The 21,269-nt window shown below is 36.8% G+C and carries 20 protein-coding genes and 1 riboswitch; all 20 genes read left to right on the top strand.

Translation table 11 applies throughout. The annotated features are described in order from the left end of the window. Positions 1-184: 184 nt before the first annotated feature. Entirely contained in the window at positions 185-1,987 is a 1,803-nt protein-coding gene (gene glmS, locus J2S77_RS07215; protein WP_306976000.1) for a glutamine--fructose-6-phosphate transaminase (isomerizing), read from the top strand. A 263-nt stretch (positions 1,988-2,250) separates the two neighbouring features. After that, positions 2,251-2,715: a hypothetical protein gene (locus tag J2S77_RS07210; protein WP_306975999.1), complete on the top strand. Its 465-nt coding sequence runs from the start codon at positions 2,251-2,253 to the stop codon at positions 2,713-2,715. A gap of 167 nt (positions 2,716-2,882) precedes the next feature. Next, complete coding sequence (locus tag J2S77_RS07205; protein ID WP_306975997.1) at positions 2,883-3,233, top strand: PadR family transcriptional regulator; 351 nt, start codon at positions 2,883-2,885, stop codon at positions 3,231-3,233. Further along, positions 3,220-3,957, top strand: a complete 738-nt coding sequence (locus J2S77_RS07200; protein WP_306975995.1) for a permease prefix domain 1-containing protein — start codon at positions 3,220-3,222, stop codon at positions 3,955-3,957. Before J2S77_RS07205 ends, J2S77_RS07200 begins: the two co-directional genes overlap by 14 nt. Further along, on the top strand, positions 3,958-4,380 hold the full coding sequence (locus J2S77_RS07195; protein WP_306975994.1) for a hypothetical protein: 423 nt from the start codon (positions 3,958-3,960) through the stop codon (positions 4,378-4,380). It abuts the gene before it with no gap. Between the two features lie 225 nt (positions 4,381-4,605). Continuing rightward, positions 4,606-4,812 carry a helix-turn-helix transcriptional regulator gene (locus J2S77_RS07190; protein WP_370871799.1) on the top strand — a complete coding sequence of 69 codons (207 nt, stop codon included), beginning with the start codon at positions 4,606-4,608 and terminating at the stop codon, positions 4,810-4,812. A gap of 2 nt (positions 4,813-4,814) precedes the next feature. Next, complete coding sequence (locus J2S77_RS07185) at positions 4,815-5,219, top strand: hypothetical protein (RefSeq protein ID WP_306975992.1); 405 nt, start codon at positions 4,815-4,817, stop codon at positions 5,217-5,219. A 19-nt stretch (positions 5,220-5,238) separates the two neighbouring features. After that, positions 5,239-5,517: a YnaG family membrane protein gene (locus J2S77_RS07180; RefSeq protein ID WP_306975990.1), complete on the top strand. Its 279-nt coding sequence runs from the start codon at positions 5,239-5,241 to the stop codon at positions 5,515-5,517. Between the two features lie 154 nt (positions 5,518-5,671). Next, entirely contained in the window at positions 5,672-6,109 is a 438-nt protein-coding gene (locus tag J2S77_RS07175; protein WP_306975989.1) for a hypothetical protein, read from the top strand. 130 nt (positions 6,110-6,239) lie between these two features. Further along, on the top strand, positions 6,240-6,491 hold the full coding sequence (locus J2S77_RS07170) for a hypothetical protein (RefSeq protein WP_306975987.1): 252 nt from the start codon (positions 6,240-6,242) through the stop codon (positions 6,489-6,491). A gap of 582 nt (positions 6,492-7,073) precedes the next feature. After that, complete coding sequence (locus J2S77_RS07165; RefSeq protein ID WP_306975985.1) at positions 7,074-7,904, top strand: hypothetical protein; 831 nt, start codon at positions 7,074-7,076, stop codon at positions 7,902-7,904. 797 nt (positions 7,905-8,701) lie between these two features. After that, positions 8,702-9,535 (top strand): TnsA endonuclease N-terminal domain-containing protein, encoded by an 834-nt coding sequence (locus tag J2S77_RS07160; protein ID WP_306975982.1) that lies wholly within the window; start codon positions 8,702-8,704, stop codon positions 9,533-9,535. Beyond that, on the top strand, positions 9,516-11,666 hold the full coding sequence (locus tag J2S77_RS07155) for a TnsB C-terminal domain-containing protein (protein ID WP_306975980.1): 2,151 nt from the start codon (positions 9,516-9,518) through the stop codon (positions 11,664-11,666). The genes J2S77_RS07160 and J2S77_RS07155 overlap by 20 nt, the downstream gene beginning before the upstream one ends. Further along, a complete protein-coding gene (locus J2S77_RS07150; RefSeq protein ID WP_306975979.1) occupies positions 11,663-13,294 on the top strand; it encodes an AAA family ATPase in 1,632 nt (543 codons plus the stop codon). Before J2S77_RS07155 ends, J2S77_RS07150 begins: the two co-directional genes overlap by 4 nt. A gap of 13 nt (positions 13,295-13,307) precedes the next feature. Beyond that, positions 13,308-15,170, top strand: a complete 1,863-nt coding sequence (locus J2S77_RS07145; RefSeq protein ID WP_306975977.1) for a TnsD family Tn7-like transposition protein — start codon at positions 13,308-13,310, stop codon at positions 15,168-15,170. A 1,114-nt stretch (positions 15,171-16,284) separates the two neighbouring features. Next, positions 16,285-16,614: a PadR family transcriptional regulator gene (locus J2S77_RS07140; RefSeq protein WP_306975975.1), complete on the top strand. Its 330-nt coding sequence runs from the start codon at positions 16,285-16,287 to the stop codon at positions 16,612-16,614. Positions 16,615-16,627: 13 nt separating this feature from the next. Beyond that, positions 16,628-17,458 (top strand): permease prefix domain 1-containing protein, encoded by an 831-nt coding sequence (locus J2S77_RS07135; protein WP_306975973.1) that lies wholly within the window; start codon positions 16,628-16,630, stop codon positions 17,456-17,458. Positions 17,459-17,470: 12 nt separating this feature from the next. Further along, entirely contained in the window at positions 17,471-18,517 is a 1,047-nt protein-coding gene (locus tag J2S77_RS07130; RefSeq protein ID WP_306975972.1) for a hypothetical protein, read from the top strand. An 89-nt stretch (positions 18,518-18,606) separates the two neighbouring features. After that, positions 18,607-18,788: riboswitch (cobalamin riboswitch) on the top strand. Between the two features lie 115 nt (positions 18,789-18,903). Beyond that, positions 18,904-19,398 (top strand): acyl-CoA thioesterase, encoded by a 495-nt coding sequence (locus tag J2S77_RS07125; RefSeq protein ID WP_306975970.1) that lies wholly within the window; start codon positions 18,904-18,906, stop codon positions 19,396-19,398. 263 nt (positions 19,399-19,661) lie between these two features. Beyond that, entirely contained in the window at positions 19,662-21,245 is a 1,584-nt protein-coding gene (locus J2S77_RS07120) for an FMN-binding glutamate synthase family protein (protein WP_306975968.1), read from the top strand. Positions 21,246-21,269 lie beyond the last annotated feature (24 nt).

Genomic DNA, 21,269 nt, shown 5'->3' with positions numbered 1-21,269 from the left:
CGGCGGATGCCTCCCAGTTGCTGCATCTCAACTGACATGTATATCGTGAAAACATAGAGGCGACTCTATGCACAACCACGCTATACAAGATGCCTAAAACAAAACACGAGAAAGGGGCAAACGACTGCCCCTGACAAGAAGGATGCTGTTGTTTGCCTCTTTCATCTACAGGAGGATACACAGTATGTGCGGAATTGTAGGCTATATTGGCCAAGAAGATTCAAAAGAAATTTTATTAACAGGATTAGAAAAGTTAGAATATCGCGGGTACGATTCAGCAGGAATTGCTGTGCGTGATGAAGCGGATACGAACTTATTTAAGGTTAAAGGACGAATCGCGAATTTACGCAATGAAGTTGATGAATCCGTTAAAGCGAATATCGGGATTGGCCATACACGTTGGGCAACCCATGGTGAGCCAAGTACGACAAATGCTCACCCTCACCAAAGCACGTCAGGTCGTTTCACGTTAGTTCATAATGGTGTGATCGAAAACTTTGAAGAACTGAAACGTGACTACTTAGCTGATGTAAACTTTGTGAGTGAAACAGATACTGAGATTATTGTTCAGTTAATTGAAAAGTTCGCGAATGAATTAGGCGATGCACTTGAGGCATTTCGTAAAACAATCAGCTTATTGCACGGGTCTTATGCGCTAGCTGTCTTAGACCGTGATCAACCAGAAGTTGTCTTCGTTGCAAAGAACAAAAGCCCACTACTTGTCGGCTTAGGTGATGACTTTAACGTCGTAGCAAGTGACTCCATGGCTATGCTACAAGTAACGGATCAATTTGTTGAGCTTATGGACGGTGAAGTTGTGCTTGTTAAACAAGACAACGTTGAAATCCAGAAGCTTGACGGGACAACAGTTGAACGTGATCCATTTACGGCAGAAATTGACGCAAGCGACATTGAAAAAGGGACGTACCCACATTTCATGTTAAAAGAAATTGATGAGCAGCCTTTTGCAATGCGTAAAATCATTCAAGAATATCAAGATGATAACGATGAGATTAAACTAGAAGAAGACGTACGCCAAGCAATGGCAAATAGTGATCGTGTCTATATTATTGCAGCAGGCACGAGTTATCACGCTGGTTTAATCGGCAAAGAATTCTTAGAGAAGATTGCGCAAGTGCCAACAGAAGTGCATATTGCCAGCGAATTCTCTTACAATATGCCATTATTATCTGAAAAGCCATTATTTGTGTTCATTTCACAAAGTGGTGAAACAGCTGACTTACGTTCAGTTTTAGTTGAAACAAATCGTTTAGGTCATCCCGCACTGACGATGACAAACGTACCAGGATCAACCCTTTCTCGTGAATCAGATTATACGTTACATTTACACGCAGGACCTGAAATTGCCGTCGCATCAACAAAAGCTTATACAGCACAGATGGCAGTATTAGCGATCCTAGCTGTTGATACAGCACGTGCGAAAGGTCTCACACTCGACTTCGATCCATTAAAAGAACTAGGCATCGTCGGTAATGCGATGGAAGCTCTTTGCGATCAGAAAGAAGAGTTCGACCAGATTGCACGCGATTATTTATCAACAACGCGCAACTGCTTCTTTATCGGCCGTGGCTTAGACTATTTCGTCGGATTAGAAGGTGCATTAAAACTAAAAGAAATCTCTTATATTCAAGCAGAAGGTTTCGCAGGTGGCGAGCTCAAACACGGTACGATTGCGCTTATTGAAGACGGAACACCAGTGATTGCGCTTGCGACACAAGAACATGTTGACGGTTCAATCCGTTCCAACGTACAAGAAGTTGTGGCACGTGGCGCGAATGCATGCATCATCAGCCCAGAACACTTAACCCGTGAAGGCGATGCATTCTCCATTCCAACCGTGCATCCACTATTAGCACCACTTGTGTCTGTGCTACCAATGCAATTGATTTCATACTACGCAGCACTACACCGTGATTGTGACGTGGATAAACCACGTAACCTAGCGAAGAGTGTGACGGTTGAGTAATTAGTGATTGATGGAGAGATGAATTTGTAAAGTGACGTAAAAGTTCTTTCTTTTACGAGAAAGTTCTTTCCTTTACCAAAAAGATCTTTCCTTAACGTAAAAGATCTTTCCTAACAATTATGCAATAACTCAAAATAAAAAAAGTACGTTATTCCTTTATGGATTAACGTACTTTTTGTCTTTATTTGTTGAACGAAAATTAAAGGTATTGAGCGCTCCGATATGGAATTTTTTATTATTAGCCTTATTGGGAGGAAGCGGTTTTGTATCTGAAAAAACTTCGTTCAGCACTCGGTCAATTAAGCGAAAAGGAAATAAATGATATCGCAAAAATTGCGAGAGATCATTTACATAAACAAGGTCTAATAGAAGATTCTACTCGCGCAGCACACGTTACCAATTTTCTTAAGAAATTTATTGAGGAAAACAAAACCAGCGGCAAGTACCTAGAAGCCTATTTTGAAGCATTAGAAGAATGGGAACCTGGTTTTGTGAATAAGGTTTTCTTCGGTGAAAAGATCAGAAGTAGTCGAACATGGAGGAATGTGTTGATCAAAATTACGAACGATATATCCTCTGGGGAGTTAGAAAAGCATAAAGAGAATGACATCATTCTTAGAGAATTAAAGGTTTTATTTGTAACAATAGTTGAATCTTGTATCACGGATGATGAAGAGGAGACGATTCAAACATTACGATCATTAAACAAGGTGTTAAATAAACATTGAATTTTACATAGTAACATGAACTGTATCTTTTGTAGGGATACAGTTTTTTTGTTAGATTGTAATATTGCTAATTTCCGATAGGAAAAATATAACAATATTTTGTTGAAGGAATACCTTGCATTATATAGTAATATTAATATAATGGATAATATAGGTGGTGATATTCGTTGGAGATAAACAAAGAAGTGTTAAAAGGTCATATTGATACATTGATCCTATCTCTTCTACATAGCAGGGATATGTATGGCTATGAATTAGCAAAATACGTTCGCGATAAAAGTGACAATCAATTTGAATTAAAAGAAGGAACGCTTTATCTATCCTTGAAACGACTGGAGAAAAATAAATGGATTGAATCGTATTGGGGAGATGAGCAAGGTCCAGGAGGAAGAAGAAAATATTACAAGTTAACATCAGTAGGTGATGAAGGTTATAAACAAAAAATAAAGGAATGGCAATTTGTTAAAAATATGATCGATTCCTTTTTGGAAGGGGGAGAACAAAATGAAGAAAATTGATAAGTATATTGATTCCGTCTATCAAGATTTCGATGGAACCGAAGAGGAAATAAAAGAATTAAAAGAAGAAATGCGTTCTCATCTGTTGGAACTTGTTGAAGAAATAAAAGCAGATGGAAAATCTGAAAAAGAGGCTGTACAAATTGCGTTAGATCGATTCGGGAATCAAACAGAACTCTCGAATGGATTAATGGAATTTTTCGAAGGGCAACAGCTTTTTGCGAAAAAACTGTTACGTTTTTCAATCAGTGTATTTATTATCGGGTTAATTGCTCTTTCATGGGTTGCAATAACCTCTCCCGATGCAAATAAGGAACGAATCGAACTTTCTGATCGGATTGCTAAACAAATCAATGATGATGCTGAATTATCGTTGGAAGAAAAGGACCAAATAAAAAAACAAATAAGCTCCTTTAATGGTAAATCGGAGATTATTCACCTTTCCATTTATTACTCCGAAGAAGGTATAGAAGAAGCCTTTCCAGCTAACGTACAAGACGCTGAATATGTTTATTTAGGAATGGAACCTGCAAGTTCAGAAGAAGTAGTTACTAAAGGTTATCCATTAAACGATACATGGTTTGTTCAAATGCAACAAAATGAAAAGAAAAGCTATTGGCAATATTTAATCCCTTTTACTTTATTCATTGTATTTGGGGTACTCATAACTATTTGGCTATTGCTTAATTCTTATATTAAAAAGTACATCAAGGAGGTTTTATAGATGATTAAAAAAATTATAATTGCTTTATTATCAACAGTCTTATTTAGTTTCTTAATGGCATATTTAAATCATGTTCCAATGTCTGAGCGTGAACCAAATGTTTATTATAATCCTTTGTGGTCAACAGCATTGCTTTTTGCCATGTATTCTCTACCTGTATATTTAATAGGTGGGATTTCAAGTTCCTATTTAATTGATAAACTTGTCAGACAAAAAACGTTTGATTCCAAATGGAAACGTTATTTAACGGAATTTGTTATATATGGTGTTTTGGGAATTGTAGTAGCTTTTATCTTTTTAATGATCCTTACGATTACAGAAAGTGAAACACATTTGATTACTGGTAGTTTGTTAAACTTTATGACTTTAGGGTTCGTAGCGTCTTTAATCTTCTACCATGTTTCTCTTATTTTTCGTAAATAACTTAATTGAACTAATGGAGCAGTTAGCTTAAACTAATGCGATATTTTGCGGTAAAAATTATTTTTAGGGCGTTTCTACAACAGTAGGGACGCTTATTTAATCTCAAATCAGTAGTTCTCTTCGTTTAGTGTAAAAATTATTTTTATTGAAAAGGATTTTTATGTATAGTATAGTATACATTATAAAGTATAGTTTTCTATACATTGAGGGGGAGCTATTGATGGAATGAAAAATAATATAGATAATCGGATTCGGGAATATCGGAAAAGCTTTAAGTATACACAGCAACAACTTGCTGAAAAAGTAGGAGTTACAAGATTAACTATTATCTCTATTGAGAAAAAACGGTATGAACCTTCTGTGGGTTTAGCGATCAAAATTGCCAAAGTATTTGATTGCACAGTAGAAGAACTTTTTACAGTGGAGGAATAAATTTGGATTACGCATATAGTTTTTTGGTGAAAGTTTCTGTCTCTGTTTTATTAACCATAGCTACGTTTAATATATGGAAGTCGGATGGACCTGAATTATTCGATTGGTTCATGCCATTCATTGCATTATTTTGGATCATAATTACTATCTTCGAGGGTGTAAAAGTTAAGAAGGGTAATAAGTGGTTTGCAGAAAAAGAGGAACAAGACGAAAGAACTCTTAATCACGGTTATAAAGCAGGATATGTTGCTTTTTGGGTAAATATAACGATGCTATCGCTACTGTTTTTTATTTACAGTATTGTAGGTTTTCATATTATTCAGCCGATGTATGTACTTATTAGTTTAGTATTTTTAAATATCGCGGTGTATTTTGGGTTGAAACTGTATTTCATTTTTTACAATTAATTTTTAGGGAGGTTCGATGATGAAAAAAAGTCTTTTAGGTGTTGTATCAACTATAATTCCGTTTGTATTACTTGTATTGATTATAAATTTTTTCTTAGGGTTGGTTCCAATAGATAAAATTCAGGGACTGCCACTTATTTTCCCGATTATTCTTTGTCCAATCGGAGCTATTATAGGTTTTGTTTCATACAGGTTACACAAGGATAAATTATCGTTAATTGGGATTGTTTTTAACATAATTTTATTCCTGTTTCCAATTGTGTATCATGTTTTTGGTATATTGGCTTTCGGAGTATAAAATAATACATTAACAGGTGTTTTCTAAGATAAGGCATTGCATCCTAATTCCACTAACTGGCAGGATAATTGAACGATAAAATAACAAAAATCCCCTCTTTAAGCAAAAATATAAAGGGAAGTTAGTGTTACGATAAGAGAAGGGGGCAGAGTTAATGCACAGAAAGAGACGACTTGTTTTAATAACAATTGTTCTAATAGTCATAGTATCTGTTGTATTTTATAATAAAAAACATTTTTCAATTTGGGGATTTTCTATTTCAAAAAATGAGATTAAAGAGGTCATTGTCAATACAAATGAAGAAGTGTATTTAATTACTAATCCAGAGGCTGTTTCGGAAGTTGCAGAGTTAGTATCGAAAGCGGAAAAACATTCAGAAGTAACGCCTTATAATTTCCCTCCAAAAGAAACACCTGATAAATATAAGAAAGTAAAAATCCTAACAGAAAATAACACCACTTATGGAGGAAGCATCTGGATTATGGGAGCTAACTATGTTCAGGATAGTAATGGTTACTACTGGAAATTCAATTATGAAAAATTAAGTAGGTTATTAGACGAAGCACTACCATCTGCTAAACTGATAAATTAAACCGTTGTTTTTCTTCAATTAAATGGTGCGAATGCTGAACAAAGGTATTCGCTTTCCTTTGTTGAAGTAAAGGGCAGTTATGTTTAAGATGTAATTTTATACTAAATGACCATTTTAAGGAGGAGATTGGATGACATCTTGGGTTTCTTGGATTGCTGTTGGGCTTATAGTAGCTGTATTACTTTATGCGATTTTTAGTGTATTTTTGAGGAAACCGATAGGCTTATATATTGCATCAGTTTTCCATATTGTTTTAGGGATTTTGTCACTTCCTTCAATTGGATTATATGTATTAGGATTAGCCATTCTTGAAATAATCGTAGGAATTGCAATGACTGTAAAATATCGTGAAGACGGACTAATTAACGGATGTAACCCTTGAATAAGAAAGGATAGTTTAAATGGATAATGCAATAATCACTTTTATTATTACATTTTTAATTGTTTTAATCTTTAACTTTGTAGGACATAGGATAATTGTCAATAACGGAAAAGCCTTTGACAAGAAATCAATCACAATTTTATTAGCTCAAAGTTTGGTAATAACTATTATTTTAAGTTTTATTTAATGATATTGAGCTAACTGTTCCAATACTTTAAAAACATAAGTGTCGTTTCAGCAACTCGGTTATTTGTATTACGAGGAGGTTTTATAATTGAAAAAAAATAGACAAGTCATTATTTGGGTTACAATTGCTGTTGTTCTTTTTTTAATTTGGTTTTTCACAAGGTAAGGTTTATTAAAGTAAAGGTTGCAAGAGTGGAACAAGGAGTTGTCGATGACGGCAGCTCTTATTGTGTTAAAGGAGCAGGTTAGCACAACAAAAAATTGAGAAAAGAAGATTATGTCATTCTATATGGAGTGACTTTATAATGAAATTTATTCACAACTATTAGGAGGTAAAACAACCTATGAAGAAACTATTCTTAATTAGTTTGCTAATAATCGGGAGCATGACATTATTTGGTTGTTCTGCAAACAGTGAAAACGAAAACAGAGGAAAAAAATACTCAATCGTCTGAAATCGAGGAAAATACAACAGTAAAAAAGGAAGAGGACAATGAAACGGAAAATGAAAGCACAACTGAAGGTGAAAAAACAATAATAAGTGAGACCTCTTTTACTGCTAAAGATGGAACGGAGAATACAGCAACCTTGTTTTATGATGGGGATATTCGATTAAGTGTTAATAATTTGCAAACAGTAATTGGTTCGAACGTAGGTGAGGCTTTATTAAATAATGATGATACAAATGTACCTCAACCTTCTTATTCGTTGCATACTTTGGGAAATCAGCCTTTAATTGCTGTTTTAAATGATTTCCCTACGGTACATGGAACTGGAACTAAATTAGACATATTTACTTATAATGACCAAAAACTTAAAAATGTATTTTCGACATCAGACATAAAATTTGAATTAGATACGATTGAATATGAAAAGGGAGAGGATACGTTTAGCCTTCCTTTTGCAAATACAACTGTGACCCATGTTTTGACAAGTGAAGAAAGAGCAAAAACAGACGAGAAATTGTTGGAATTTGAGAATAATAATGTAACAATTGATGACGAATATATAAAAACGATTAAGGGTGGAATTAGTAGTAATCCATTTAAGGTAAGTTTTACAGAAACGGATGATGATGGCAAAGAGGAAATATTGATTTCAAGCAAGATACAATCAGTAGGAGCAAAAACACCTGTACGGTTAAATACGAACGCTGTATTTGTGTTTGAAATAGTTGAAAATGAAATACAATTTAAGGATGTAACGTTTGAGAACGTAAAAAGTTAAATGCACTCTTCAACAAACGAGAGCAAATATTGAACAAGGAGTTGTCACGGCAACTCCTATTGTGTTAAAGAGCAGTTATGTACTTCTGAACCAAATCCGCCAATATGTTTTTCTTGTTGCGTTAACGGGTGCAAATGCTTAACAAGAGTATTTGCTTCTCACGTTATAGAAGCAGAATGCTTCAATAACGAAACGTTTTGGAGTGGTAACCGTAAATAGATATAAGATTGTGTAGGGGAGTGAGTAAATTGGAATTCTTAATTAGTTTAATTATAGGGGTTTTATTCTTAGCAGTTGGCATTATAGCATTTTTCCCTCCTCTTAAATTACCATGGATTATAAGGTTTATCATTATTTTCGTCGGTGTCGGATTTACTTTGTATTCTATATTAGGGCTATTTGGTTTAGTTTCTTCTTAATGAAACGAGTGCTCTAGTTGAAGATCATAAGACATGTTTGTAAAAGGAATTTGGAATTTAATCCAAGTTCCTTTTTTGTTGCACGACTTTCCATGAATAATAATTAGCACCCAAATTTCCGTTGTATATGTATAACAATTTTTGTCAATAATAATAAATGAGTTATATGTATGTAACAATAATTTTTCTATAAAAATAAATTAATTTAAAAATAAAAGGATCGAAAATGAACTAAAATATTTTTTTATCAACTTTTGAAATAAGGAAAATGTAAGAAATATATTTTCTTTATTTTCAGCAGTGGTGCTTATTGCTAGTGAAATATAATGCTTAACTCCATATGCTTATAATGTCTAAACTTGAAAAGGATGTGAGTAAATGCCAAAGCGAAAATTAGAGTGGACAGAAAAGAAGATTGCTAAATATATAAAAGAAGCTAGAGGAAGTGGAGAGTTTTCGTCTTACCATCCGTGGTTGACCATTCAAGATGTTCGATCGGATGGCAGGTCTCACCGAATCAAAGGGAACAAAACAAATCGTATCCATCATTTGTTTTCAGATTTGGAGAGAAACTATTTTTATTTATTGGAATGGGCGAATGATGTGATTGATATTCGTGAGCAATTTCCATTGGAACGAGAAGAGACTTATGCCATTGCAGAGGAAAAAGGAATCAAACCTCCTGTTGACTCAAAAACAGGAACACCCATTGTTCTCACAACAGACTTTATGATTACAAGGAAAGTTGACGGAAGCATTGAGTACGTTGCAAGAACAGTTAAACCTAGCCAATTGTTAAATGATGTAAGAACGATTGAAAAATTCGAGATTGAACGTGAGTATTGGGAGCGAAAGGGAATTGATTGGGGAATTGTGACCGAGAAGGAGATGCCGATTGAGTTTATCAAAAACATCATTTGGGTTCACGGTGCAAGTATCCTAGAAAACGAAGAGGAAGAATATCTCGTTGATGTGATGCTTGAACTGTTAAGAACCCATGATCAATCAACCAGTATGGCTGAAATTGCAAAGATTTTTGAAGAAGAATACCATCTCAACAAGGGCATGGCATTATACTTCTTTAAACATCTCTTTAGTAAAAAAGTGCTCTCGTTTGATATGTATCAAAAATTTAATCTTCAAAAGCCATTAAGTGAGTTCTCATTGAACGAAAGGGGTGTCGTAACAGAACATGATATCGCTGTCGGTTAACGATGTTTTAAAGGCAGTAGATTCGGATCTAACGTACCGCATTTTATGGATTGATGAAGGGGGAATCATAGCTTACCTAATAGATGTCTATGATGAAAAAGCTATTCCCTTTGTCCAATCTACTAATGAAATTAGGCAACAAATTGTTTCGGATGAACTCGTCAAAGTAAAAGATTTTGACGGGCATCCAGCTATTAATGTGTCGATTACTGAAAAACAGAAAAAGCACCGAGATGATGCTTGGGATGCCATTAGATCCGTGGTAGAACTAGAGCCTGATCTCTACCAAAGAGACAAAAGAGGAGAAATTGTAAAAAAACTAGTTAAGCAAACGGGCATTAGTAGAATCTCATTATACAAATATTTAAGGCGTTATTGGCAAAGAGGAAAAACAATTGATGCTTTAACACCAGATTATGGGCATTCAGGTGCTAAAGGAAAGGATAGAAAAATAGGTGAAACAATTGAAACAGAGTCTGGAGAGTTTAGCCTTCATGAACAGGACAAGAAAAACATCAGAGATGCTATTTATCGTTATTTTTTGTCTTCAAAAAAGAACTCTCTAGCTCATGCTTATCGAATGATGATTAAAGAGAATTACGCATCTGATAGTTATTATGAAGATGGTGCTCTAAAAATCATCTTAAAAAATGAAGAAGAAGTTCCAACAGAAAGAATGTTTCGGTATTGGTATGCAAAAGAGTTTGGTGTTGAAGAGACGATTGTTAAAAGACAGGGTAAAAAAGATTTTGAACGTAATCATCGTGCCGTATTAGGTTCTTCGACATATGAAGTCTTTGGACCTGGTTCTCGGTTTCAAATTGATGCTACGATTGGCGATGTCTATCTAGTTTCTAGTTACAATCCAGATTGGATTATTGGGAGACCTATTATTTATTTTGTAATTGATGTTTTTAGCCGAATGATTACAGGTATGTATATTGGTCTTGAAGGACCGTCTTGGATTGGTGCAATGATGGCGTTAGAAAACACAGTAGCAAACAAAGTGGAGTATTGTAGGAAATTTGGTATTACCATTTCGGAAAGCCAATGGGCATGTGAGCATCTTCCTGAAATCATATTGGCAGATAACGGCGAATTTGAAGGATATAAAGTCGAACCACTCATCAACGGACTAAATGTTAAAGTAGAAAACCACCCTGCTTTTCGCCCTGATTGGAAAGGAATCGTTGAAAAGATGTTTGATACGTCCCAAAGTCAAATCAAGCCGTTTTTACCAGGATATATTGATAAAGATTTTAGAGAACGTGGGGCAGAGGATTATCGCCTTAAGGCAAAATTGACACTTGAACAATATACCAAGATTATGATCCAATTCGTGCTTCATTATAATAACAATCATCACATGGAAGGTTATGTTCGGGAAGAGGAAATGATTGCAGCAGGTGTTAAACCAACACCAAAAGAACTATGGAATTGGGGACTTATCAATCGCGCTGGAAAATTAAAAACTACACCAACTAATACCATTCGCTTTTACCTTATGCCAACAGACGATGCTAGAGTGACAAATCGAGGTATCAAATTTCAAGGTATGCTATATAGTTGTGAAACAGCAGTTAAAGAATCGTGGTTTACGCTTGCAAAACCAAATCAAAAAGGGAGCTGGGGGGTAAAGGTTTCGTATGATGCGCGCAATGTATCTAAGATTTATCTCCACGATAACGAGAAGATTTACGAAACATGCTATCTTCTTGACCATCAAGAAAGGTATCAAAATAAATCACTTGATGAAGTTAAGGATCTACTAAAACGCGAACGACAGGATAATAAGAAACAAAAACACACGAGTTTAGAGAACAATGTCAATTTTATAAGTTCGATTGAACAAATAGCAAAGGAAGCTATAAAAGAGGCGGATGCCAAACAAACACCGCTGAAAGAAATTAGCAAGAGACAAAAGACAAGTGACATTCGAAAGAATCGTTTAGCAGAAAAAGAAGTTAATCGTAAAAAAGAAGTCTTCGATTTGGATGCTGTTTTAGAAGAATCAAACGATCAAGAAACTGTGGTTGTCCCATTTGAAGAACCTAATTCGGAAACGAAGGAAGATTACGAATTACCGTCAGTTCGTGACATGTTTAGAAAACGAAAGGAAGCGAATAAATGAGTGAAAAACAACTTTATCAAACTGTTCCCTTGCAAAGTGGTAAATTAGCACAGATTGCTCACTACACAGAACAGGAAATAGATATGTATCGAGGCAATCCTTTAATTGAATGTTTACCACCAATCTTATCCCAAGAAGAAGCATTTGATCAATTAAGCTATGAGCCGCACTATGATCCGAAGGAACGGGAACTCTCTTCTCACTATCGCTATCATGGGCTAATGGGAATGACTCGGTTCTTTCAACCAGTCAGGCAGCATTTAGATTTGCAAGACCGTTTTTCTCGATTCATTCGTCATGGTTATACAGGGAGAAATCCCCTTGCAAAGAACCATACCGAAGTGTTAAACGAATTCCACAAAGGGCTACTGGAAGGAAAGGCAATTAAGGATATCCCTGATATCCGCTCATTTGCTTCCAGTTTTACACTCATGGGGTATTCAGGAATAGGAAAAACAACAGCAATTGAACGAATTTTGTCCCTTTATCCACAAATGATTGTGCATAAAGATCCTATGAATGTGATTCAAATTGTGTGGCTTAAGTTAGATTGCCCACACGATGGGTCTTTAAAATCGCTTTGCATGGATTTCTTTTCGAAGATTGACAACCTGATTGGAACAAATTATTTCGAAAAATACGGTAAACCGAGAAATTCAATCAGTTCCATGATTACACGAATGGGACAAATTTCACGATTACACTGTATAGGTGCCTTAATTATTGATGAAATTCAGCATTTGTTGACCTCAAAAGATAACGGGTCAGAGAAAATGATGAATTTCTTTGTCACTCTGGTTAATGAAATCGGAATACCAGTTATGATGATTGGTACGATGAAAGCACGGACTGTTTTACAACGAGATTTTAGACAAGCCAGACGTGGCAGTGGTCAAGGGGATATGGTTTGGCAACAGATGGAGAGAAATGATGATTGGGATATCTTGATTGAATCCATGTGGGAGTATCAATGGACAAATAATTTCACTGAATTAACATCAGAAATAAACGATACCCTTTATGAAGAAAGTCAAGGAATTGTAGATATTGCGGTGAAGCTGTTTGTGCTCTCCCAGGGAAGAGCCATAAGGACAAGTCAAGAGAAAATAACACCAGCTTTAATTCGTAAAGTTGCTAAAGAAGAATTGCGTTTGGTTCAGCCGATGTTAAGGGCGTTAAAATCTGGTTTAATTTCCGAAATTGAAAAATATGAAGATATCATTCCGATGGATGTTGAGGATTACTTGAAAGAACAAATGCCACAAATTGATTTAAAAGCCAAAATTCAAGTCAAAAAAGAGGCTCATGAAGAAAGGCGTCAGGAAAAGGAACTCTCCATTATAGAAAACGTTGTTAGTTCCTTAATTTCTTTAGACTATGATCCTGCCAAAGCCGAAAAGACTGTTATAAAGGTTTTAAAGGAACTTAAGAATCCATCTAAACAAGAAGTTGTCAAAAGAGCAATGGAATTGTTAGATGAAAAACCAAAAAAGAAAGTGTCCAAGAATAAATCAACAAACAAACTTCAAAAGTTGGTTGAAAAGGGTAAGAAAAAGCATTTTTCAGCTTATGATTCGCTTTATCATGATGGTTATATTAAAAATCCAATGAAAGAGTTGGCGGTGTAAGGGGGGTGAAAGCATGCTCGGATTTTTTCCAAGTATTCGCGTAAATGAACTAATGTACAGTGTTTTTGCAAGGTATCACGTTCAGTCAGGAAACACAGTTATCAAAGATACAGTAAATGACTTATTTGGTACAAAATCAGCCTATGCTACGGCTGACTTTCCAACTTATTTGGGACATCTTCACGAAAAAATTAAACACTTCGATGGTCCAAAAGTGGATACTTGGATCAACAAACATTCATTGTATAATTACTACACCAACTTTTTACCCCGTAAACAACGTGAAAATATTTATCATGCTATGGTCAATGATACACGTCAAACTACGATTCAAACAAAGATAGGAATGACAACAAGCAATGTCAAACCGTTTCCCTACTTTCGTTTTTGTCCTAAATGTTTAGAAGAGGATCTAGAAGCATATGGAGAGACCTACTGGCGTATGACTCATCAACTACCAAGTGTCTTTATCTGTTTAGAACATGATGAACCGATTGTTGAAAGTAAGGTTCTCATTAGGGAGAAGAATAAGCACGAATATATCAAGGCTACACTTGAAAATTGTGGGAAAAACCATCAAACATTAAAAGCAAATGATAAAACAAGAAAGTGGTTAGAGGTTATTGCAGAAGAAAGCCAAAAACTTGCTACAACCTCATATGATTATAATCTAACTGAACTTGCATCGAAGTATCATTCCACACTTCAATCAAAAGGGTATAAAACGGTGAAAGGTCACACGGATCATAAGAAACTTAGCGATGATTTTATCCACTTTTTTGGTGAAGAACTATTAGAAATCCTTCAGTCAAGCGTTGATTATGATAACCCACATTGTTGGCTTAAAAATATCGTAAGGAAACACAAAAAAGGTTTTCATCCTATACGACATCTGTTAATGATTTTGTTTTTAGATGAAACGTTGGAGACCGTTTTAGATGATTCTAAAAACATGTATCATCCGTTTGGAAAAGGACCTTATTTATGTTTAAACAAGGCAAGTAATCATTATGGAAAACCTGTTATAAAAGAAGTGAAAATTACTAGAGACGGCAAAGCTAAATTGCTTGTTGGAACTTTTGAATGCGGTTGTGGTTTTATCTATTCAAGAAGAGGACCTGACACTAAAGAAAGTGACAAATTTAAAAGAGGGAGAATCAAGGCTTTTGGTCCTGTATTTCAGAAGAAACTTGAAGAATATGTACACAAGGATAAAAAGTCCTATCGAGAAACAGCACGTCTTTTAGGTGTAGATACCAATACGGTAATTAAGTACGCAGACTCAAAGCCAGAACCTTCACCAATTACAAACTTTAATGACGAATTAGAAAAAGAACTAGGTTACAAACAAAGGTGGATCGCTTTGAGGGAAGAAAATCCTGAGTTATCCAAGACAGAGCTGAGAAAATTGGATAACGCCGCCTACACGTTTTTATATCGACATGATAAAGAGTGGTTGAACGAAAACTCACCAGAGAAGAAAAAGGTTGTCTATATTAATGAAAGAGTCGATTGGGATGAGAGAGATCGTAAAATTAAAAAAGAACTCGAACGTGCGGTTGAAGCGCTGTTAAATGAAGAAAAGCCTGTTCGATTAACGGTCTCCATATTAGGCAAAGCTTTTCAGCAATTACCACTTCTTGAGAAAAAGATTGACAAAATGCCACTTACCAAAGCCTATCTTGAAGAGGTAACGGAGAGTGTGGATGAATATCAAATTAGACGGATTCATTGGGCGACAAAAGAATTAGACAACGAAAATGAAGAAATAAAAGAATGGAAAATCATGCGTAAGGCAGCTCTCAAACCTGATATTTCAGATGTTGTTCGGCAAGAAGTGGAACAAGTAACCCTTAGTTATCAGTTAAGAATATAATAAATGATAAACAAAACGACTCGAATGCTTTACGAGCCGTTTTTTATTATGTGTTACAGATTTATATCGGTTCCTCCTATGGTGCATTTTAAATAAAAGGAAAGATCTTTAACGTCAGGTAGTTAGAAAATTCTTTCAAAAACAACCTGAATTAAGAAAGAACTTTAACGTTAAAATTTTTGAAAAACAAACGAAAGAATGAGGGTTTGAAGCTACGAAAGGAAAGAACTATTGCGTAACTTAACAGAATTTTGTCTCCCTAAAACTCAAACTTACCATTTGGAACTCAAATTTACTTTTTGAAACTGAAACTTACCAGAAGAGAGTAGAGGCCTGCAGGTAAAAGCAGGATCAAAGGAAGAGCTGATGTCGTTCTAATAGACGATGTCAGTTCTTTTTTTGTGTTCTCTCCCGCTTCATCGCAAGAGATCATCTCAACTGCTTCATCCCTTGTCATGTCTAATCTCAAGCCTCATTCAATTAATCCTCAACCGCCTTTTCTCCTTCGATCTCATAAGCCCTATGGCTTCCCTATCACCTTGCCATTGTCATCCCTTACTCCTTTTTCCCTCTGCCCTCTTCTCATCTATTCCTGGTAACTTTGAGTTCCATTTCAGGCTATTCACTCGACATGTTTCGACATGGAAAATCGGCGATTTTGTGGTAAGTTTGAGTTAAATCGGAAAATAGACAAAAAAGGGTTAAGGGCTGTTGTGGCAAGGGGTTAAGGGTGATTTGGGCGTGGTAAGTTTGAGTTTCAAAGGCACAAACTCAAACTTACCATTTGGAACTCAAATTTACTTTTTGAAACTGAAACTTACCAGAAAAGAATAGAGGCCTGCAGGTAAGAGCAGGGATAGAGAAGGAAAACAGGAAGAGCTGATGTCGTTGTAACAGACGATGTCAGCTCTTTTTTTAGAATTAAAATAATGCTTGCCTGCTAGCTTGCTAAATGAAAACAATTTGTAAGAACGATTTTAATTAGTGAAACCTTATTCAACATTCAATTTCTCATATTTTTATCTTAACGTATGGAAATTTGCACGAACCCTTGTAATACGATGTATTAAAATTTATACTGTAACTATATTCCAACGAAAGGGAAGAATAGGTTATGGATAAAGAAATGATGAAGGGTAACATTGATCTGATTCTGTTGTCGTTGATTGCAGAAAGGGATTTGTATGGGTACGAAATGACGAAGAAGCTTAAACGGTTAAGTGATGAAGCTTACAGCATGAGTGAAGGAACGCTATACCCAGCGCTAAAACGGATGGAGCGCAAGGGCTGGGTGACTTCGTACTGGAGCGCTCCGGAAGGTGAAAGACGGAAGAAATATTACACGATGACCAATGAAGGCGAAACCGAACTTGAGCGAAAGCAAAAAGATTGGGCTTCACTTCATAGTCTGCTTCATAAGGCTAGAAAATCTTATGACACGTAAGTTGGAGGTTTATGTGAAGCGGATTGTCGCACAGACTGATTGCAAGCGTTCCGAGCGGGATGATCTATATGAGGAAATGTTGACGCACGTTCTGATGCGACGTGATGAAGAAATGGAAGCGGGAAAAACGGAAAAGGAAGCTGAGGAGGAGGCGATGAAAATGTTCGGAAAAGAAGCGCATATCGGCGATGGTTTGCAGCAGGCAATGTTTCCGTACCGCCGTGAGTTGCTGTTACTACTTGCTCTTGTCAGTTTTTTGTTTACATCCGGGAAATATATAACGGTGCTGGTTCAGGAGCAGACAGCCCTTTGGTATCTTCTCGTTGGGATGGTTGTTCACTCGGTTGTATTGTTTTTCGCATTGAACCGCACTTTTGCTGTAAACCGGAAGCTTTGGATTGCACTAGGTTTAGTTTTCAATCTGATCTTTCTTCTTACCCAAGGACAATTTTGGACTTATTATGATTTTTTAGGCCCGGTGCTTCCTTTGATGTTACTGCTCAACCTGTATCTTCTGTACCGGACCGTGTTGACGTATGAACGCCAGAAGGACCATAAAATGTCCCGGCGAATGATCCATATTGTCAATATTACGCTCTCTCTCGTGGGTGGGCTGGCAGCATTGAATATTCACCTTATGGCTATGGGATTTGGCGCTCCTGCTACTATTTTGTTAAATGTGTTTATTCCTATGGCCTTATGGGCAGTGCTTTATACGGTTCAGATACGGTTGCTTTCTCGTTTTCCGAAACTGGTGGTTGGAAGTCTGGTTCTGACTGTTCTCATTCTGGCGTACATGTTTTGGCCGTTCATCGTTCCACCTGTGATGGGGTTGTTTGAATAAGGAGGCGATCAAATGAATAAAAAAGGAATGCTTATTGTATTCGGTTTCATTATTGTCGTGATAGCCGGCTTTGCCGTAGCAGGAGGTATAGTCGAATCCAGTAAAAACACAGAGCCGTATTTTACCGGCGAATACAACATTGGACCAGATGGACGCATTGCATATGTGATGGAAACAGACGGCAGGCAGACATTGTATGTGAAGGGTCCCGATGCAAAGCGTATTGAAGTCTACACGGCCGAAGAATCTAAGGAGCTGTGGAGTCCAGTGTTTAACGACAACGGGGATTTTTCCGTTATCGAAACGACCGGTTACCCAGAAGCTCCTCCGGGTGAACAAGAATTTCAGCTTGAACACAGCGATGTTCATACGATTTCCGCGGAAGGTGGAGATATAGAAACTGTTTTGCAGGCACGTGGTGTTATTACTGATCTCGTGAAGGACCCGGCACAAATGCGCTGGATTATCAATGGCATCCATCTCAGTACGGAAGGGGAGCCGGAAGAAGGGTTTAAGCCTTACGCATCAGGTTTATATACGTTGAAGCCGAATGGTAATTTTGAAGAAATACAGTCATTTGAGACGTATTCACCAAGTTCGCTAAGCATAGCAGATAACGGAAAAAGAATGCTCATGGTGTTGCCTGATGATTATGAAAATGCCACGCCGGATTCGATGTTTGAATCTGTGGAACGGATTTATGAAATGAACATCGAAAAGCCGGAGGAGATGAAGGTCATATCTAATAAAAACAGTGAAGTCCCGATTAGTGAAGTGGTGTGGATGGAAGATCAAAATAAATTATTATACCAGACAATCATGAATTACGGGGAAGACGGTTTGTATGAGTATGACATGGTATCGTATGACCGTGCATCCGGAAAAGAAGGAGACCGCCTTCGCATCAATGATTCCGTACAGCATGCAAAGCTCAGCAGAGACAACACACTTTTGTATTATGTGAAAGAGAAAAGCGAAGCGAACCAGTCAGAATCCTATGAATTGTTCCGATATCACTTGGATAACGGGGAGGAAGAAAAAATTGAGCTTTCCCCGTAATTCCCCTGACTTCTTCTTTTTTACAAATTCAATTGACAAGAAGTTTGAAAGAGATATACATTAGAAGATAAGGCATAGCCTTGAATTGAAAACTGAATGCGTTCAATGGTGGCTTTATGATAAAGCTGAAAAGGGAAGACCGGTGAAATTCCGGCACGGTCCCGCCACTGTAAAGATGATTCATATAGGTGGATCCCACTGTTCATAGAACGGGAAGGGCTATATGAAGATGATTCTGAGTCAGGAGACCTGCCATTGGAAAGAACATTTGATCCTACGGGAGATAGGAGGGTGTTACATGTGACTAGCCAGCAAGTGATTGCTGGACAAATTTGTATGTAATCTTAAATGCCCAAGTGCACCTTCTTTTAGGAGGTGTATTTTTTATGGGGAAAGAGAGGAGAAATAGTGTGGAACCACTACCTATAAGTTATTCGAGAATGTCTCAAACAAGATTGGTATTACCACCAGATACGAATCATATGGATACAATCTTTGGTGGGAAAGTGTTAGCCTATATAGATGAAATTGCTGCGTTAACAGCGATGAAACATTCTGGCAATGTGGTTGTTACAGCATCCATTGATTCAGTCGATTTTATATCATCAGCTCAGGTTGGTGATGCTTTAACTTTGGAAGCTATCGTGACTAGTACTGGACGAACATCAATGGAAGTCTATGTGAAAGTATTTGCTGATAATTTATTACTTGGTAAAAAAGTGCTGACCACAGAATCGTTTTTATCGATGGTGGCTGTAGATCGTGATCGGAATCCGACTGAAGTCCCTGGAGTCATCCCGGAAACAGAAGAAGAGTATCGGTTGTATGAGACTGCAAATTCAAGAAAAGAACTTCGAAAAAATCGGATGCGTTTGAAGTGAAAAATTCGGACAAATGAGAATACATTCGATGTCTGACATAAATTCAAAGCAAATTAGAAACTGGCATCGAAGGATCATTTAGATTTAAATGGACATTTACCATCCATTCCAGAATAGATACGGAAGAACTGAGATCAACTCTCAGTTCTTTTTTTATATTAGATCCTTAATTCAACGAACATTTAATTATGTTGGATAAATTTAATGAAAAAGCAAAAATTACTATGTAGGGTCGGTATTTCAAAAAAAGTGGAGGAAGTCATATGAATATCGCTAACGTGTTAACGATTATTGGGTTTGCATTATTAATGATTATTTTATTGGCTGTTGCAGTTATTGCATTTTATTTAATCAGAGTCGATCGAACGCAAAAGCAGCACCCAATTTTACGTAATTATCCATTAATCGGTAGGATGAGATATTTTCTAGAAAGTATTGGACCAGAACTGCGCTCTTATTTATTTAATAGTGATAACGGTGGGGAGCCTTTTTCGCGTGTGGAATATGAGAACATCGTTAAAAAAGCCAAATATAAGCGTGATGTATTAGGATTTGGCTCCAGACGAGATTTTGAAGAAGAAGGCTTTTATATACGAAATTCAATGTTTCCAAGATTAACAGAAGAATTGAAAATGGATCGGATGACAGAAGCTCTAACCAATCGTTACTTACTAATTAAAGAGCCATTATTTACGCAAAAAGTAGAAGAATGGGAATCTGATCAATCCTTAGCTTATTTATTGGATGAACAAGATTCGATTGTGATCGGGCCTAATACAAGAAATCCGTTTAAGGTCAAAGGTCAAATTGGGATGTCAGCCATGAGCTATGGATCCTTAGGTGACCGAGCTATTACAGCATTGTCTGAAGGGTTAGGACTTGCTAAAGGAACTTGGCTTAACACTGGTGAAGGCGGGATATCTGATTACCATTTAAAAGGTGGAGTTGACTTAATTATGCAAATTGGGCCGGGCTTATTCGGTGTTCGAGACCGTCAAGGGAATTTCAGCTGGGAGGCGTTAAAAGAAAAAAGTGAAATTCCTGAAGTGAAGGCATTTGAGATTAAGATGGGACAGGGTGCCAAAACGCGTGGTGGACATATAGATGCAGAAAAGGTCACTGAGGAAATTGCTAGAATTCGAATGGTCGAGCCGTATCAATCCATTGATAGCCCTAATCGATTTGAGGAATACAGTGATTTTCCCTCACTTTTAAATTTTATCGATGAAGTTCGAGAGCATGCAGGAAAACCTGTAGGGATTAAAGTTGTCGTTGGAAGTCGCTTTGATGCCGATGAATTAGCGAAGAATATTAAGGAAACAGGGATTTCACCGGATTTTATTACCGTTGATGGTGGTGAGGGAGGAACTGGAGCATCCTATCAAGAGTTGTCTGATAGTGTTGGGTTGCCGATTAAATCTGCGTTGCCACTCATGAATGAAGCGTTAGTGCAGTATGGTGTAAGGGATCAAGTGAAGATCATTGCTTCAGGTAAATTATTTTCCCCAGATCGTGTGGCGATAGCGTTGGCAATGGGAGCGGATTTAGTCAATATCGCTCGAGCTTTCATGATTACAGTGGGGTGCATTCAAGCTTTACAGTGCGAATCAAACGCTTGCCCAGTAGGTGTCGCAACAACAGATCCAGAACTGCAAAAGGCTTTGGTAATAGATGAGAAGAAACATCGCGTGGCTAATTATGTCATTTCGATGCGAAAGGGACTTTACCGACTGGCAGCAGCGACTGGCTTAGAATCACCAACTCAGTTTACAAGAGAATATATCATGTATAAAGACGATAAAGGTCATGTTTTAACGTTGGATGAAATATATCGTTCAATCACATAAAAATATTTAGTAAGGGTGATGTAG

It is taken from the genome of Alkalibacillus salilacus (genome assembly GCF_030812915.1).
GTDB lineage: Bacteria > Bacillota > Bacilli > Bacillales > Alkalibacillaceae > Alkalibacillus > Alkalibacillus salilacus.
The sequence above is the reverse complement of the archived record's forward strand: the minus strand, read 5'-3'. Positions and strand labels throughout refer to the sequence as shown.

Coding starts and splice junctions, on each gene's coding strand:
- glmS (WP_306976000.1), top strand. CDS start 185: ATGTGCGGAATTGTAGGCTATATTGGCCAAGAAGATTCAAAAGAAATT.
- J2S77_RS07200 (WP_306975995.1), top strand. CDS start 3,220: ATGAAGAAAATTGATAAGTATATTGATTCCGTCTATCAAGATTTCGAT.
- J2S77_RS07195 (WP_306975994.1), top strand. CDS start 3,958: ATGATTAAAAAAATTATAATTGCTTTATTATCAACAGTCTTATTTAGT.
- J2S77_RS07190 (WP_370871799.1), top strand. CDS start 4,606: ATGAAAAATAATATAGATAATCGGATTCGGGAATATCGGAAAAGCTTT.
- J2S77_RS07180 (WP_306975990.1), top strand. CDS start 5,239: ATGAAAAAAAGTCTTTTAGGTGTTGTATCAACTATAATTCCGTTTGTA.
- J2S77_RS07175 (WP_306975989.1), top strand. CDS start 5,672: ATGCACAGAAAGAGACGACTTGTTTTAATAACAATTGTTCTAATAGTC.
- J2S77_RS07170 (WP_306975987.1), top strand. CDS start 6,240: ATGACATCTTGGGTTTCTTGGATTGCTGTTGGGCTTATAGTAGCTGTA.
- J2S77_RS07160 (WP_306975982.1), top strand. CDS start 8,702: ATGCCAAAGCGAAAATTAGAGTGGACAGAAAAGAAGATTGCTAAATAT.
- J2S77_RS07155 (WP_306975980.1), top strand. CDS start 9,516: ATGATATCGCTGTCGGTTAACGATGTTTTAAAGGCAGTAGATTCGGAT.
- J2S77_RS07150 (WP_306975979.1), top strand. CDS start 11,663: ATGAGTGAAAAACAACTTTATCAAACTGTTCCCTTGCAAAGTGGTAAA.
- J2S77_RS07145 (WP_306975977.1), top strand. CDS start 13,308: ATGCTCGGATTTTTTCCAAGTATTCGCGTAAATGAACTAATGTACAGT.
- J2S77_RS07140 (WP_306975975.1), top strand. CDS start 16,285: ATGGATAAAGAAATGATGAAGGGTAACATTGATCTGATTCTGTTGTCG.
- J2S77_RS07130 (WP_306975972.1), top strand. CDS start 17,471: ATGAATAAAAAAGGAATGCTTATTGTATTCGGTTTCATTATTGTCGTG.
- J2S77_RS07125 (WP_306975970.1), top strand. CDS start 18,904: ATGGGGAAAGAGAGGAGAAATAGTGTGGAACCACTACCTATAAGTTAT.
- J2S77_RS07120 (WP_306975968.1), top strand. CDS start 19,662: ATGAATATCGCTAACGTGTTAACGATTATTGGGTTTGCATTATTAATG.